The sequence below is a fragment of the Streptomyces sp. NPDC002133 genome (assembly GCF_040296405.1).
GTDB lineage: Bacteria > Actinomycetota > Actinomycetes > Streptomycetales > Streptomycetaceae > Streptomyces.
This window is the reverse complement of sequence record NZ_JBEOXF010000021.1, coordinates 81,054-96,162: the sequence shown is the minus strand read 5'-3', so window position 1 is coordinate 96,162 and position 15,109 is coordinate 81,054. Positions and strand designations below refer to the sequence as shown.

The 15,109-nt window shown below is 69.9% G+C and carries 14 protein-coding genes; 6 read left to right on the top strand and 8 right to left on the bottom strand.

The window, feature by feature from the left end; translation table 11 throughout:
* Nucleotides 1–103 precede the first annotated feature (103 nt).
* From ABT078_RS21310 to ABT078_RS21290, 4 genes are all read left to right on the top strand, one after another.
* On the top strand, nt 104–1,114 hold the full coding sequence (locus tag ABT078_RS21310) for a C40 family peptidase (RefSeq protein ID WP_351229985.1): 1,011 nt from the start codon (nt 104–106) through the stop codon (nt 1,112–1,114).
* A 266-nt stretch (nt 1,115–1,380) separates the two neighbouring features.
* Entirely contained in the window at nt 1,381–2,118 is a 738-nt protein-coding gene (locus ABT078_RS21305) for a phosphatase PAP2 family protein (RefSeq protein WP_351229945.1), read from the top strand.
* A gap of 404 nt (nt 2,119–2,522) precedes the next feature.
* Nucleotides 2,523–3,362 (top strand): SCO4651 family lipoprotein, encoded by an 840-nt coding sequence (locus ABT078_RS21295; protein ID WP_351229943.1) that lies wholly within the window; start codon nt 2,523–2,525, stop codon nt 3,360–3,362.
* A gap of 122 nt (nt 3,363–3,484) precedes the next feature.
* Nucleotides 3,485–3,667: a hypothetical protein gene (locus ABT078_RS21290; RefSeq protein ID WP_351229941.1), complete on the top strand. Its 183-nt coding sequence runs from the start codon at nt 3,485–3,487 to the stop codon at nt 3,665–3,667.
* 27 nt (nt 3,668–3,694) lie between these two features.
* On the opposite strand, the gene ABT078_RS21285 is transcribed toward ABT078_RS21290, so the two are convergent.
* Nucleotides 3,695–4,078 (bottom strand): metal-sensitive transcriptional regulator, encoded by a 384-nt coding sequence (locus ABT078_RS21285; protein ID WP_502981269.1) that lies wholly within the window; start codon nt 4,076–4,078, stop codon nt 3,695–3,697.
* A 199-nt stretch (nt 4,079–4,277) separates the two neighbouring features.
* Here ABT078_RS21285 and ABT078_RS21280 point away from each other — a divergent pair, with 199 nt between their 5' ends.
* A complete protein-coding gene (locus ABT078_RS21280; protein ID WP_093661211.1) occupies nt 4,278–4,898 on the top strand; it encodes a DUF47 domain-containing protein in 621 nt (206 codons plus the stop codon).
* Nucleotides 4,899–4,904: 6 nt separating this feature from the next.
* On the top strand, nt 4,905–5,903 hold the full coding sequence (locus ABT078_RS21275) for an inorganic phosphate transporter (protein WP_351229938.1): 999 nt from the start codon (nt 4,905–4,907) through the stop codon (nt 5,901–5,903).
* A gap of 561 nt (nt 5,904–6,464) precedes the next feature.
* On the opposite strand, the gene pstB is transcribed toward ABT078_RS21275, so the two are convergent.
* The 7 genes from pstB to ABT078_RS21240 all read right to left on the bottom strand — a co-directional run bounded on the left by pstB (nt 6,465) and on the right by ABT078_RS21240 (nt 14,850).
* Nucleotides 6,465–7,241, bottom strand: coding sequence for a phosphate ABC transporter ATP-binding protein PstB (gene pstB, locus ABT078_RS21270; protein WP_351229936.1), 777 nt, complete (start codon nt 7,239–7,241; stop codon nt 6,465–6,467).
* A gap of 50 nt (nt 7,242–7,291) precedes the next feature.
* Complete coding sequence (gene pstA, locus ABT078_RS21265; RefSeq protein WP_351229935.1) at nt 7,292–8,365, bottom strand: phosphate ABC transporter permease PstA; 1,074 nt, start codon at nt 8,363–8,365, stop codon at nt 7,292–7,294.
* Nucleotides 8,362–9,354 (bottom strand): phosphate ABC transporter permease subunit PstC, encoded by a 993-nt coding sequence (gene pstC / locus ABT078_RS21260; protein ID WP_351229933.1) that lies wholly within the window; start codon nt 9,352–9,354, stop codon nt 8,362–8,364. Before pstC ends, pstA begins: the two co-directional genes overlap by 4 nt.
* Nucleotides 9,355–9,456: 102 nt before the next feature.
* Nucleotides 9,457–10,596 carry a phosphate ABC transporter substrate-binding protein PstS gene (gene pstS / locus ABT078_RS21255; protein ID WP_351229931.1) on the bottom strand — a complete coding sequence of 380 codons (1,140 nt, stop codon included), beginning with the start codon at nt 10,594–10,596 and terminating at the stop codon, nt 9,457–9,459.
* 288 nt (nt 10,597–10,884) lie between these two features.
* On the bottom strand, nt 10,885–11,331 hold the full coding sequence (locus tag ABT078_RS21250) for an NUDIX hydrolase (RefSeq protein WP_351229929.1): 447 nt from the start codon (nt 11,329–11,331) through the stop codon (nt 10,885–10,887).
* Nucleotides 11,328–12,641, bottom strand: coding sequence for a CHAD domain-containing protein (locus tag ABT078_RS21245; protein WP_351229927.1), 1,314 nt, complete (start codon nt 12,639–12,641; stop codon nt 11,328–11,330). The genes ABT078_RS21250 and ABT078_RS21245 overlap by 4 nt, the downstream gene beginning before the upstream one ends.
* Entirely contained in the window at nt 12,628–14,850 is a 2,223-nt protein-coding gene (locus tag ABT078_RS21240) for an RNA degradosome polyphosphate kinase (protein ID WP_351229925.1), read from the bottom strand. The genes ABT078_RS21245 and ABT078_RS21240 overlap by 14 nt, the downstream gene beginning before the upstream one ends.
* Nucleotides 14,851–15,109: the final 259 nt, after the last annotated feature.

Below are 15,109 nucleotides of genomic sequence, written 5' to 3'. Positions count from 1 at the left end.
CCCTCCACGGGCCTGGGCGGCAGGTCCGGTCACCTCCTCGATCCGTGCCGACGCCCCTAGACTGGCTCAGCGTGAACAGCCGAGCGGTGGAGGGTGGTTGACGGTGCGTAAGGCGTGGCTGCTCGCCGGTGGGGCCGTCGGGCTGTGCCTGAGCTTCGTCGCGCTGCTCGTCGTCGGGACGTACACCGCCGCCGCCGGGATCGTCAGGAACGGAGGCGGAGGGGCGGTCGCGCTGGCCAAGGGGGCCGTGCCGGCGCTGTACCAGCCGCTGGTGCAGAAATGGGGCAATCTCTGCCCGGCCATCAATCCCGCGCTGCTCGCGGCGCAGCTGTACCAGGAGAGTGGCTGGAATCCGCGGGCGCAGAGTCCGGCGGCGGCGCAGGGGATCGCGCAGTTCATTCCGGGGACGTGGGCCGCGCACGGCGTGGACGGGGACGGTGACGGCGACCGCGACGTCTGGGACCCGGCGGACGCGATCCCGTCGGCGGCGTCGTACGACTGCAAGTTGGCCGGTTATGTGAAGAAGGCGCCCGGCGATCCGACGGACAACATGCTGGCCGCCTACAACGCGGGGGCGTACGCGGTCATCAAGTACGGCGGGGTGCCGCCCTACAAGGAGACGCAGAATTACGTCAAGGTGATCCGGTCGCTGGAGAAGAGCTTCGCCCGGCCGGTCGGGCGGGTCGAGCCGTCGCGGCAGGCGGCCGGGGCGATCTACTTCGCGCAGCAGAAACTCGGTACGAAGTATCTGTGGGGCGGGAACGGGACGCCGGAGCAGGGCGGGCGCTTCGACTGCTCGGGGCTGACGCAGGCCGCGTACCGGACCGTGGGGATCGAGCTGCCGCGGGTCGCGAACGACCAGTACAACGCCGGTCCGCATCCCTCGCGGGACGAGCTGCTCCCCGGGGACCTGGTGTTCTTCTCGGACGACCTGACCAACTCGCGGGCGATCCGGCACGTGGGACTGTACGTCGGCGGCGGGTACATGATCAACGCGCCGTACACAGGGGCCGTGATCCGCTTCGACAAGATCGACACGCCCGACTACTTCGGGGCGACCCGGGTCACGAAGGACGGCGCCGCGGCGCTGCCGACGAAGTGGCCGGCAGGTTGACGCCGGGCTGACGGGGCGTCGGCAATGGCCGGAACTCTCCGTTAAGCCAAGGCCCTGAGCTGCGGCGATGTATCACTCTTCGATAACGTCATCGTGATCGTTCCGTAGAGAGTGGAACGCGGCGGTAGGGCGAACCGTTCCCGGGGCGGAACATACGTAGGTACACACACCGCACCGAAGGACCGACCACGGGGGGTTGGCAGGAGCGGCGCACAGCGTGGTGCGCCGCCGCATGGGCACGACAGTCAGGCAAGGAGCCGCAGCACATGGCTGGACTCGCACTCGGCTCGGGGTCGAACCCCGATGTCAGCCTGCTCCACGACATCAACGGGCTGGCCCGGTCCGCGCCGGCGTGGTTCGACCGCGTCATGGAGTTCGTCGGTGAGTACGGGATCATGCTCGCGATGGTCCTCGTGGTGCTGTGGTGCTGGTGGAGCGTGCGGCGCCGGGGTACGGAGGAGGACTCGGTCTCGGCGTCCGCCGCGCTGGTCTGGGCACCGCTGGCGGCCGGTCTCGCGCTGCTCGTGAACATCCCGATCCGCGGGTTCGTGGAACGGCCACGGCCGTTCCTGGACCACCAGGGGATCGAGGTGCTGGTGGCCGGGAAGACCGACTTCTCGTTCGTCAGCGACCACGCGACGATGGCGATGGCCCTGGGCGTCGGCCTCTTCGTCGCACACCGCCGCTTCGGGCTCGTGGCGATCGGGCTCGCGCTGGCGGAAGGCTTCTGCCGGGTCTACGTGGGTGTGCACTACCCGACGGACGTGGTGGGCGGATTCGCGCTCGGCACGGCCGTCACGCTGCTGCTCGCGCCGTTGGCGCTGGGCCTGCTGACCCCGCTGCTGTCCATGGTCGCCCACTCCGGGCGCGCCGGCCGGCTCGTGCGGTCCCGTCGCGCACCGGGCGCCGCGGAGCGCGGACGCCGGCCCCACGGGCGGCTGGACTTCGCGGAGCCGCGGCAGGAGCAGGGTTCGCAGCCGGGCGAGAACGACCTGGCGGCGTAGCGCGGAGGCTTCACTCCGCGCGGGCTGTGCGCGGTGGTCCCGGACACGGCAACGCCGTGGTACTGCCGGAGGGTTCGCGTACGAGGGCTTGGTCCCGTCGGCCGGGCGGGCCGTCGGGGGCTGGGCGGTGAACGCGGCTCCCCTTCTACACAGAGAGGCAATCCCCCGCGGTTACGGGTCCCGTGGGGGGTTTGTCGCGTGGAGTTCGGCGTCGGCGCGGGCGCGGTCGCGCGAGCGGCGGGCGGGGCCGCGCCAGCCGCAGGCGCAGCCCGCGACGGCGAAAGCTCCGCGTTCGGACGTGTGCGTCTTGTGTTGCCTTTGCACGACACCACCGTACTTGGCGTGACGACGCGCCGGGGCCGTCGTTATCCGGGGCGGGTGGGTCCAGGAAGGGGATGCCGGCGATGGTGGTGCAACAGCACAGGCTCAGGGGCGGGGTATGTGCCGTCGCCGCCGTGGTGGGTGTGGGTATGGGTGTGGCCGGAACCACAGGGTGCTCCGCGGGCGGGAACGCCGTGGCCGACGCCCGGCCGCCGGGAGACCCCGTCGCCGTCGTACGGAACGCCGCGGACGTGCTCGCCGGTGCAGGGACCGCGAAGGCGCGTACGTCCATGGAGATGGCGGCCGGCGGAACGCGGGTCACCATCCGCGGCGAGGGCGGGTACGACTTCCGCCGCAGCATGGGCAGCCTCCGTATCGTCCTGCCCAAGGATCCCGCGGGCGCGGACGAGCACCGGCCGATCACCGAACTGCTCGCGCCCGGCGCCCTCTACATGAAGAACCGCGGTGCGGGTGTCCCCGCCGACAAATGGGTACGGGTCGACACGACCACTCTGCGGGACGGCAACCTGGTCACGGGCGGCGCGACCGACCCGGCCGCCGCCGCCGAACTGCTGCGCGGGGCTCGGACGGTGACGTACGTCGGACAGGAGGACCTCGCGGGCGTCAAGGTCACCCACTACCGCGGCACCACACACATCGCGCGCGCGGCGGAAGTCGCGTCCCCTCGTGCGAGGGGTGCGCTGGCCGCGGCGGCGAAAGGGTTTGCCGAGGACTCCGTGCCGTTCGACGCGTACCTCGACGACGCCGGACGGCTGCGCAAGGTGCGCCACCACTTCAGCTTCGTGAATCAGGGCCGTACCGTCGCCGTCGCCTCGACGACGCTGCTGTTCGAGTTCGGCGCGCCCGTCGTCGTACAGCTGCCGGCCGACCGGGACATCTTCGCCGGGAAGGTGCGCCTCTAGCACGGGGAAGGTGCGGCTCTGGGCAGACGGGCTGTCGGTAAATGGTCCGGACGTGCCATGCGTGGAGCGTGTTGCGCTCCCTACGCTAGGGAGTCGACACCGGCCGGAAGAGGTGAAAGCACGTGGCTCCGCCCAGTACGCCGACAGTCCAGGACCACGTCGCCCTCGCCGAGATCGAGCTGTGCGGTGAGTTGATGATCGCGGCGTCGGCCGCGGACGGGGAGCGGCTCAGCGCCGACCGTATCGACGAGGTGCTCAACGTGAGCAGCGTGGCCGACGTGAGCAGAGTGAGCGACCCCGGATGAGTCAGGGGTGCGGTGCCGCGCCCCTGGTCATGTCCGCATCATGCGGGCGATCGCCTTCGTCGCCTCCTCGACCTTCGCGTCGATCTCGTCACCCCCCTTGAGCGCCGCGTCCGCGACGCAGTGGCGCAGATGCTCCTCGAGCAGCTGCAGAGCGAAGGACTGCAGCGCCTTCGTGGACGCCGAGACCTGGGTGAGTATGTCGATGCAGTACGTGTCCTCGTCGACCATGCGCTGAAGGCCGCGGATCTGGCCCTCGATCCGGCGCAGCCGCTTGAGGTGCTCGTCCTTCTGCTTGTGGTAGCCGTGCACGCCGCGGTCGTGGTCCGTGACGGGAGGACCGCCGGCCGTCTCCGTGGCCGTGTCCGTGTCCATGTGCATGGTCGCGTTCGTGGCCGCATCCATGGTCGTCATCGCATCCTCCCGAAGTCCTGTCCGGCTCTGTCCGGTATACCCCTCGTGGGTATATGGTACCGATCCCTGGCGGTTGCGGCAGGGCCCCGTGCTGATCGGTGTCCTCGATGGGCGACACTGAGTGGGACGCCGGTTAGCCGCGGCCGGACGATGCGCCTAGCATCAGCCTGACCGAAACCCAGCACCCCGAGGACCCCACGTGCGATTTCGTCTGACCCCCAGGGAGACGAGCTTCTACGACATGTTTGCCGCGTCCGCGGACAACATCGTCACGGGCTCGAAACTCCTGATGGAATTGCTCGGGGCGGACGGTCCCGCCCGAGCCGAGATCGCGGAACGGATGCGGGCAGCGGAGCACGCCGGGGACGACGCCACCCACGCGATCTTCCATCAGCTGAACTCCTCGTTCATCACGCCCTTCGACCGCGAGGACATCTACTCCCTCGCCTCGTCCCTCGACGACATCATGGACTTCATGGAGGAGGCCGTCGACCTGGTCGTCCTCTACAACGTCGAGGAGCTGCCGAAGGGTGTCGAGCAGCAGATCGAGGTGCTGGCGCGGGCGGCGGAGCTGACGGCTGAGGCGATGCCGCATCTGCGGACGATGGACAACCTCACCGAGTACTGGATCGAGGTCAACCGGCTCGAGAACCAGGCGGACCAGATCCACCGCAAGCTCCTGGCGCACCTGTTCAACGGAAAGTACGACGCCATCGAGGTGCTCAAACTCAAGCAGATCGTGGACGTGCTGGAGGAAGCCGCAGACGCCTTCGAGCACGTGGCCAACACGGTGGAGACCATCGCGGTCAAGGAGTCCTGAGGCTCCGTGGACACGTTTGCACTGATCGTGACCGTCGGGGTCGCGCTCTTCTTCACGTACACGAACGGCTTCCACGACTCGGCCAACGCCATTGCGACGTCCGTGTCCACACGGGCCCTGACGCCGCGGGCCGCGTTGGTGATGGCCGCGGTGATGAACCTCGTCGGTGCGTTCCTCGGCAGCGGGGTCGCCAAGACCGTGAGCGAGGGACTGATCGCGACGCCCAAGGGCGACCGCGGGATGGCCATCCTCTTCGCGGCACTGGTCGGCGCCATCATCTGGAACCTGATCACCTGGTACTACGGCCTGCCGTCCTCGTCCTCGCACGCGCTCTTCGGCGGGATGGTCGGCGCGGCGCTGGCCGGCGGGACCGAGGTCATCTGGGGCGGCGTCGTCGACAAGGTCATCATCCCGATGTTCGTCTCGCCGCTGGTCGGGCTGGGCATCGGGTACCTGGTGATGACCGGGATCATGTGGATGTTCCGCAGGTCGAACCCGGCGAAGGCGAAGCGGGGCTTCCGTATCGCGCAGACGGTGTCGGCGGCGGGCATGGCCCTCGGCCACGGTCTGCAGGACGCGCAGAAGACCATGGGTGTCGTGGTGATGGCTCTGGTCATCGCGGACGTCGAGGACTTCGGGGACCCGATCCCGGTGTGGGTCAAGATCGTGTGCGCCGTGATGCTGTCCCTGGGCACGTACGCGGGCGGCTGGCGCATCATGCGGACGCTCGGGCGGAAGATCATCGAGCTGGACCCGCCGCAGGGCTTCGCGGCGGAGACGACGGGGGCCTCGATCATGTTCGGGTCGGCGTTCCTCTTCCAAGCGCCGATTTCGACGACGCATGTGATCACGTCGGCGATCATGGGCGTCGGGGCGACGAAGCGTGTGAACGCGGTGCGGTGGGGCGTCGCGAAGAACATCGTGATGGGGTGGTTCATCACGATGCCGGCGGCGGCGGTGGCGGCGGCGTTCAGCTTCTGGATCGTGAACCTGGCCTTCGGCTGACGCCGGTACCGGACACCGGGGCTCCGCCCCGGGCCCGGCAGGCATGGGCCTGTGCCGGACACCCTCTCCTTCCGCCTGCGCTCTCTTTCCGGCTGTGCCATATGTGCGGCTCCGTCGCGTGGGCGCGCGCCCCGCGGCACCGTGCGGTTGGCCGAGGTGTCCGTCCGCAATCGTCGGACGGACTCCCAGTCTCCCTGTATCAGCAGGCGGGCCGGGGTGTCGTGCTCAATCGCCGGACCGGCTCCGGGTGGCCCGTACCCACAGTGCGCCGGGGTGCAAGTCCTCAGTCGCCGGACGGGCTTGGAGTTGCCTGTACCCGCAGGCGGGCCGGGCGCCGGGCGGTCCCCAAGCGCCCGACGGGTCCGACGCTCCCCGTACCGGCAGGTGGGTCGGAGTGTTTGTCGTCCGCCGCCCGGCGGGCTTGCAGTACCCCGTACCGACAGTGAACCGGGGCAGAAGTGGGTCCGCCCCCGCTCCTTGTGGGAGCGGGGGCGGACCCTGTGCCTTGCGGTGGCACCGCCATGCAGCACCGCGAGGCAGTCCGGGAGGCCGGCGGTCGGCTCAGCCGAAGCGGCCCGAGATGTAGTCCTCGGTGGCCTGGACCGAGGGGTTGGAGAAGATGCGCTCGGTCTCGTCGATCTCGATCAGCCGGCCGGGCTGGCCGACGGCCGAGAGGTTGAAGAAGGCAGTGCGGTCCGAGACGCGCGCCGCCTGCTGCATGTTGTGCGTCACGATGACGATCGTGAAGCGCTCCTTCAGCTCACCGATGAGGTCCTCGATCGCGAGGGTCGAGATCGGGTCCAGCGCGGAGCAGGGCTCGTCCATCAGCAGGACGTCCGGCTCGACCGCGATCGCACGGGCGATGCACAGACGCTGCTGCTGACCGCCGGACAGGCCCGAACCGGGCTTGTTGAGACGGTCCTTGACCTCGTTCCAGAGGTTCGCGCCCTTGAGGGACTTCTCGACGATGTCCGCAAGCTGGCGCTTGTTGTACTTGCCGTTGAGCTTCAGGCCCGCCGCGACATTGTCGAAGATCGACATGGTCGGGAACGGGTTCGGGCGCTGGAACACCATGCCGACCGTACGCCGCACCGCGACCGGGTCGACGTGCGAGCCGTACAGGTTCTCGTCGTCCAGGAGCACCTTGCCCTCCACGCGGCCACCGGGGGTGACCTCGTGCATACGGTTCAGGGTGCGCAGGAACGTGGACTTGCCGCAGCCGGAGGGGCCGATGAAGGCCGTCACGGAGCGGGGCTCCACGGTCATCGAGATGTCCTCGATGGCCTTGTGGGAGCCGTAGTAGGCAGTCAGGCCGCTGACGTCGATTCGCTTGGCCATTTAAATCACTTCCAGGTTGACCCCGCCCGGCGGAGCCGAATGTCGAGGCCTCAGCGGCCGGTCTTCGGGGCCTTCCAGCGGGCGATGCCGCGGGCCACCAGGTTGAGGATCATGACGAAGGCGATCAGTACGAGGGCCGCTGCCCAGGCGCGGGCGACGGCGGCGTCGGTACCGACGGCGTACTGCTCGTAGACGTACAGAGGCAGCGAGGCCTGAGCGCCTTCGAACGGGTTCGGGTTGATCAGCTTCGTACCGAAGACGAGCAGCAGTACGGGAGCCGTCTCACCGGTGATACGGGCCACCGCGAGCATGACGCCCGTGGTGATGCCGCCGATCGCGGTCGGGAGGACCACCTTGAGGATCGTCCGCCACTTGGGGACACCCAGCGCGAGCGAGGCTTCGCGCAGCTCGTTGGGGACGAGCTTGAGCATCTCCTCGGTGGAGCGGACGACGACCGGCATCATCAGGATGGCGAGAGCCATCGCGCCGGCGAATCCGGAGGGCCCGAAGCCCAGCAGCAGATTCCAGGTGGCGAGGATGAACAGACCCGCGACGATCGACGGAATGCCCGTCATGACGTCAACGAAGAAGGTGACGGCCCGCGCCAGTTTCCCGCGGCCGTACTCGACCAGGTAGATCGCGGTCATCAGCCCGATGGGGGCGGCGATCACGGTGGCGATGAGGACCTGCTCGATGGTGCCCAGCAGCGCGTGGTAGATACCACCGCCGGTCTCGGCGTCGAGGACGCCGTTCATCGAGTGGCTCAGGAAGTACCCGTCGAGGACTTCCGCGCCCTTGCTGATCGTGACCCAGGAGAGGGAGAGCAGCGGGACGACGGCGAGGACGAAGGAGACCCAGATGACGCTGGTGGCCACCCGGTCCTTGGCCTGGCGGCTTCCCTCCACCCGGCTGGTGAGCAGATAGCTGGCGGTCACGAAGATCAGGGCGGCGATCAGGCCCCACTGCACCCTGGACTGCCATCCGGCGGCCAGACCGACGCCGATGCCCGCGGCCACGGAGCCGACGGCGATGGCCGACTGGGCCCATCGGGGGAGGCGCGCATGGGAGAGGTGGTCGACCCTGGTCGTCCGGACCGGACGCTGGTTCTGGACGGCGTGGCTCATGCGTTGGCCCCCGAGTACTCCTTGCGGCGGGCGATGATCCACCGGGCCGCACCGTTGACCAGCAGCGTGATGGCGAAGAGGACGAGGCCGGAGGCGATCAGGGCGTCCCGTCCGAACTCATCGGCCTCGTTGAACTTCGCGGCGATGTTCTGGGCGAACGTGCCACCGCCCGGGTCGAGCAGATGCCCGGAGATCAGGAAGCTCGGGGAGAGCACCACGGCGACGGCCATGGTCTCGCCGAGGGCGCGACCCAGGCCGAGCATCGAGGCGCTGATGATGCCGGAGCGGCCGAAGGGGATCACCGACATCCGGATGACCTCCCAGCGCGTCGCGCCGAGCGCGAGTGCGGCCTCCTCGTGCATCTTCGGAACCTGGAGGAAGACCTCACGGGTGACGTTGGTGATGATCGGAAGGATCATGATCGCCAGCAGGATGCCGACGGTGAAGAGGCTGCGCGCGGGGCCGTCGCTCGACTTGTCGAAGATGTACGTCCAGCCCATGTACTCGTCGAGCCACTTGTTGAGGCCGTCCAGATACGGGACGAGGAAGATCGCGCCCCAGAGGCCGTAGATGATGCTGGGCACGGCGGCGAGCAGGTCGACGACGTACGCGAGCGGGGCGGCGAGCCTGCGCGGCGCGTAGTGCGAGATGAAGAGAGCGATACCGACGGCGACCGGCACGGCGATGGCCATGGCGATGACCGACGAGACGATCGTGCCGAAGGCCAGGACCGCGATGCCGAAGACCGGCGGGTCGCCTGCCGGGTTCCATTCGAAGGCCGTGAGGAAGTTCCCCTCGTCCTTCGAGACCGCGAGGATCGTGCGGTAGGTGAGGAAGCCGGCGATCGCGGCCATGATCACCAGGAGGGTGATGCCGGATCCGCGCGACAGGCCCAGGAAGACACGGTCTCCTGGGCGGCTCTTGGACTTGGTGGTTTCTATGGGCGGCCCCGGTGGGGGCGGCGCTTCTGTGTGAGTGGTGGTTGCCATGAATCTCTCCGGTCTGCGGAGCCGTCGACGGCTCCCGGCGGCGGTGCACCGGATGCCGGGGCCGGTCCGGCCGTGGTGCGGTCGGACCGGCCCCGGTCGGGGTCAGGACAGGGTGGGGACGATCTCGCGGACCTTGGCCGCGATCTCGGCCGGCAGCGGGGCGTAACCGGCGTCGGTGAGGACCTTCTGGCCCTCCTCGCTGGCGGTGTAGTTGAGGAACGCCTTCAGGGTCGGCAGGGTCTCCGCCTTGTTGCCCTTGTCGAGGACGATCTCGTACGTCACCAGGATGATCGGGTAGGCACCCTCGGCCTTGGTCGTGTAGTCGAGACTCAGAGCGAGGTCCTTGCCGGTGCCCTTGATCTTGGCCGCGGCGATCGCCTTGGAGGCGTTCTCCGAAGTGGCCTCGACCGGGGCGCCGGCACCGGTGTCGATCTTGACGGTGTTGATCTTCTGGGCGGTCGCGTAGGACAGCTCGAAGTAGCCGATCGTGCCCTCGGCGCCCTTGACGCCCGTGGCCACACCGGAGGAGCCGTTGGCAGCCTGGCCGCCGGGGGCGAGCCACGACTTCGACTTCGGGTCGTGCTTCCACTCGGCCGGGGCGGCCTCGCTCAGGTACTTGCCCAGGTTCTGGGTGGTGCCGGACTCGTCCGAGCGGTGGTACGGCTGGATGGTGGAGCTGGGCAGCTTGACACCCGGGTTGAGCTTGGCGATCGCCGGGTCATTCCACTTGGTGATCTTCGAGTCGAAGATCTTGGCGACGGTCGGGGCGTCGAGGACGAGGTTGTCCACACCGCTCAGGTTGTAGCCGATCGCGATCGGGCCACCGAGCATCGGCAGGTTGATGCCCTGGCCGCCGTTGCTGAGCTTCTTGGACTCCTCGACCTCTTCGGGCTTCAGGGCGGAGTCCGAACCGGCGAAGGCGACCTGGCCCTGGTTGAACTTGGTGATGCCGCCGCCGGAGCCGATGGGCTGGTAGTTGATCTCGACGCCGGAGCAGGCCGCCTGGAATTCCTTCACCCAGAGGTCCATGGCGTTCTTCTGCGCGCTGGAGCCGGCAGCGAGGAGCTGGCCCTTGGCGCCGTCGCACTTGATGTCGGAGGCGGCGGCGGTCTTGTCACCGGTGCCGCCGGTGGTGTCGCCAGCGTTGTTGTCCGAGCCACACGCCGTGAGGACCAGGGCGCCGGAGACCGCCAGGGCAGCAAGCGCGGTGGCGCGAAGCCCGTTGTTGCGCTGAAGCTTCACTTTTCGGGTGTTCCTTCCAGGAGCGCCGGGCTGGGACGTCGGTTCGACGTTGTACGGCGGCGCGCGTCGGGGTGGTGGTGGCGGCACTGTGCCGTTCACCGTGTAAGCCCGAAATTAGGCAGATCAGGTGAAGCCGCCGACGGAGGAGAGTAAACGGAAGGTGAACCCTGTCGGTCGGGGAAGTTCCTCGGTGTGGTGTGCGTGACACGGTGCGGCGAGGGGTACTACGGGCGCCTGGGCCACCCGTGGGGCGCTCTTTCACTTGTTCATTGAAACGCCTGATTGGCGTCAATGTGTGCCTTGTGTACCAATAATCCCGAGTTCTGAGACAAGAACGTCCACCAGGTGGCGATCGCGGGGCTGGGTGAGCCGCTCCCTGGCTCCGGCCGGGGGCAGCCAGACGATCCGGTCGACCTCCCGGCTCGGGGTGAAGTCGCCGGGGGTCTCCGCCTCGGCGGCCCAGTAGCTGACCTCTTTGGGGCGGCCGTTCGCCATGTAGTGGACGGTGGGCAGGCGCGGGCCGGGGGTCGCGTGGTGGCCGGTCTCCTCCAGGACCTCGCGCAGGGCGCCGGCGAGATGGGCCTCGGAGCGCTTCAGCTTGCCCTTGGGGTGGGACCAGTCGTCGTAGCGGGGGCGGTGGACGAGGCAGATCTCTATGCCGTCGCCCTGGGGGGAACGGCGCCAGAGGACGCATCCGGCCGCGTGGACCGTGTCCGAGGTGTGCGGCGTGCTCACTGTGCGGTCACCGCCCGTCGCTGCCAGATCTGGTGGAACGCGAAGCGGGCGGCCTCGACCTCGTGGCGCTGGTCGGCGTGGAGGACACCCAGGGCATACGCCGTCGCGGGGGCGATGCGAGGGGTGCGGGCGGCGGCCGCGGCCGCCGCCGCGGCCTCGGCGGCGTCCCGGTGACGGTCGAGCGTGCGGCCCGCGACCGCCAGCAGCGGCGCGGAACCGGCGGCGGCGACCTCCTGCGCGTACCGGTGCAGCCGAAGCAGCAGCCGCACCTGGTGCCAGGGCGCGTCCTGCGCCTCGCCCGCGGCGGTCGCGGCCAGGCCGTGGACGAGCGCGTCGGCGTTGTACGGGTGCGCGGCGCGGGCCAGCGGAAGCGTGGCGACGGCGTCCAGCAGCCGGCGCTGGGCGGTCTCCGCGTGCGCGTCGAGCGCGTCCGAGGGTGCCGCGGCGGCCGCCGCGAGCGGCACTTCGGAGGCGAGCAGCGCGACGGCGTCGGCGACCGCGTGGAACCGCGACGACCCGAGCGCCTGAAGCGCCGCCGAATGCGCCCGCGTCCGCCCGAGGGTCAGCTGCCGCTCCAGCAGCGCCCCGGCCCGCGCGGCCCCGACGGTGAGCGCCCCCCGGGCGCCGCCCCCTGAGGCCGTGGCCGCACTGTTGCGCACGGCCGGCGCGGCGCCTCTGGCCGCCGGGCCCGTGGCTCCGGCTCCGACCGGAGCGCCGGTTGCGGCCGGCGCGGTCCGCTCGGCCTTGCTGCCCTCGCGGCCCGCCGCGTAGGCGGCGGCGCCATGACGCGGGGCGCCGCTCTCTCCCCGCGTGTCCGCGCCCGCCGCGGTCGGCACGGAGCCGGTCGGTACGGAGTCAGGGGACTCGGTCTGTGCCCCGAAGTCCGTGGGGCCGCCCGGAATCGTGCGCGCCGCGGGCACGTCCCCGAAGGTCAGGTCCGCCTCCGCGCGTGCCGAAGGGACCGGGCCCGTGCCCGACAGGCGGACCAGGGCGTCCAGGAGCCGGGAGAGGCGTGCCGTGCAGGAGTGCTCCTGGGCGAGGACGCCGGAGAGCCAGGCGAGCTCCGTGCGCAGGTGGTCCGCCCAGGCGGGGTCCAGCAGCGGGCGGTACGTGTGGAGGGTGCCGCCGATGCGGCGGGCGGTGCGGCGCAGCGCACGGGCCGCGTCCTCGGCGCCCCCGGAGTCCGCACCGCACTCGCCGTGCAGCCGCAGGCTGCGCAGGAAGTCCGCGGCCTGGGTGTGCAGATAACCGGCCAGGACCTGGTCGGCGCCGGCCCCCCGCGGCACCAGGGGAAGGTCAGGGCTGTGCACGCCGGCGCCTCCGCGCGTCAATGAGCATTTCCTGTACATGCCGCAGCGGCTGGCCGTCGGAGTCCGTCGCATGCCGGGTCCACTCCCCGTCCGGGCCGAGGTGCCAGGACGACGTGGAGTCGGACATGCCGGTTTCCAGCAGCCGGTTCAGGGCCGCCCGGTGGGCCGGGTCGGTGACCCGGACGAGGGCCTCGATACGGCGGTCGAGATTGCGGTGCATCATGTCGGCGCTGCCGAACCACACCTCGGGCTCGCCGCCGTTGCCGAAGGCGAAGACCCGGGAGTGCTCCAGGAAGCGGCCGAGGATCGAACGGACCCGGATGTTCTCCGAGAGTCCCGCGACGCCCGGGCGTATCGCGCAGATCCCGCGCACCCAGATGTCCACCGGCACACCCGCCTGGGAGGCCCGGTACACGGAGTCGATGATCGCTTCGTCGACCATGGAATTGACCTTGATACGGACATACGCGGGGCGGCCTGCCCGGTGGTGGGCGGCCTCCTTGTTGATCCGGGCGACGAGCCCGTCGCGCAGCGACTTGGGGGCGACCAGCAGCCGGCGGTACGTCTCGCGTCGCGAGTACCCGGACAGCCGGTTGAAGAGGTCCGAGAGGTCCGCGCCGACCTGCGGGTCCGCGGTGAGCAGGCCGAGGTCCTCGTACAGCCGGGCGGTCTTCGGGTGGTAGTTGCCGGTGCCGACGTGCGAGTAGCGGCGCAGGGTCTCGCCCTCCTGGCGGACCACCAGCGACAGCTTGCAGTGGGTCTTCAGGCCGACCAGTCCGTAGACGACATGGCAGCCGGCCTCCTCCAGCTTCCGCGCCCACTTGATGTTGGCCTGCTCGTCGAAGCGGGCCTTGATCTCGACGAGGACGAGGACCTGCTTGCCGGCCTCGGCCGCGTCTATCAGCGCGTCGACGATCGGGGACTTGCCGGAGGTCCGGTACAGCGTCTGCTTGATCGCGAGGACGTCCGGATCGCTCGCGGCCTGCTCCAGGAAGGCCTGGACGGACGTCGAGAACGAGTCGTACGGGTGGTGCAGCAGCACGTCCCGCTCGCGCAGCGCCGCGAAGATGTCGGGAGCGGACGCCGACTCGACCTCGGCGAGGTCGCGGTGGGTGCCGGCGATGAACTTCGGGTACTTCAGCTCCGGACGGTCCTGGGAGACGATCCCGAACAGACCGGTCAGGTCGAGCGGCCCGGGCAGCGGGTAGACCTCGGACTCGGAGATCTTCAGCTCGCGCACCAGCAGGTCCAGCACGTACGGGTCGATGGACTCCTCGACCTCGAGCCGGACCGGTGGGCCGAAGCGGCGGCGCAGCAGTTCCTTCTCCAGCGCCTGGAGCAGGTTCTCGGCGTCGTCCTCCTCGACCTCCAGGTCCTCGTTCCTGGTCACCCGGAACATGTGGTGGGCGAGCACCTCCATGCCGGGGAACAGTTCCTCCAGGTGCGCCGCGATGACGTCCTCCAGCGGCACGTACCGCTGCGGCGACGCCTCCAGGAAGCGGGACAGCAGCGGCGGCACCTTGACCCGGGCGAAGTGGCGGTGGCCGCTGACCGGGTTGCGCACGACGACGGCGAGGTTGAGCGAGAGCCCCGAGATGTACGGGAACGGGTGCGCCGGGTCCACGGCCAGCGGGGTGAGGACCGGGAAGATCTGCTGGCGGAACAGGGTGAAGAGACGCGCCTGCTCCTTCTCGGTGAGCTCGGGCCAGCGGATGAGGTGGATGCCCTCGTCGGCCAGGGCCGGGGCCACGTCCTGCTGGTAGCAGGCGGCGTGCCGGGCCATGAGTTCGCGCGAGCGGGTCCAGATGAGCTCCAGGACCTCGCGCGGCTGCAGGCCGGACGCCGAGCGGGTGGCGACACCGGTGGCGATACGGCGCTTCAGGCCCGCCACCCGGACCATGAAGAACTCGTCCAGGTTGGAGGCGAAGATCGCGAGGAAGTTGGCCCGCTCCAGGAGCGGAGTCATGGGATCCTCGGCGAGCTCCAGGACCCGCTCGTTGAACGCGAGCCAGCTGCGCTCGCGGTCCAGGAAGCGGCCCTGGGGCAGCTCGGCACCCTCGGTCTCGTCCTCGTACGTATCGAGGTCGGCGTCGATGTCGGGCTCAAGATCGGACACCGCGGCGGCGACCGTGTGGGGGCGGTGCGCGGCGATGGAGCCGACGGACGGCTGGACGTGCTGTACCGGGACCTCGGCGGGCTGCTGGCTCATAACCCCATTCTTCCGCGCGAAGGGGTTCCCGGGCGCGTCGGAGCGGGCCGTCGTCGGGGCTGGTCGCCCATTTTGGCGGGCTGGCACGGCGGGCGGCTGCATTCACCGAGGGTCGCAAGGGTCTTTGAATGGGCGGTAACGAGAACATGACGCCTGAGCAAGCAGGGCGCCGCGGCGTGGGGCGCGTGGGCTGCGCGGAGCGGCGCCTGCGACACTCGCGCGCGCACCGGCGCCCCCGCGTGCGCGACGCGAGGGCGCC

Bases quoted from the DNA above. Each gene is read 5' to 3' on its own strand.
- ABT078_RS21240 (WP_351229925.1), bottom strand. From the start codon at position 14,850: ATGAGCCAGCAGCCCGCCGAGGTCCCGGTACAGCACGTCCAGCCGTCC.
- ABT078_RS21305 (WP_351229945.1), top strand. From the start codon at position 1,381: ATGGCTGGACTCGCACTCGGCTCGGGGTCGAACCCCGATGTCAGCCTG.
- pstC (WP_351229933.1), bottom strand. From the start codon at position 9,354: ATGGCAACCACCACTCACACAGAAGCGCCGCCCCCACCGGGGCCGCCC.
- ABT078_RS21285 (WP_502981269.1), bottom strand. From the start codon at position 4,078: ATGACGACCATGGATGCGGCCACGAACGCGACCATGCACATGGACACG.
- pstA (WP_351229935.1), bottom strand. From the start codon at position 8,365: ATGAGCCACGCCGTCCAGAACCAGCGTCCGGTCCGGACGACCAGGGTC.
- pstB (WP_351229936.1), bottom strand. From the start codon at position 7,241: ATGGCCAAGCGAATCGACGTCAGCGGCCTGACTGCCTACTACGGCTCC.
- ABT078_RS21295 (WP_351229943.1), top strand. From the start codon at position 2,523: ATGGTGGTGCAACAGCACAGGCTCAGGGGCGGGGTATGTGCCGTCGCC.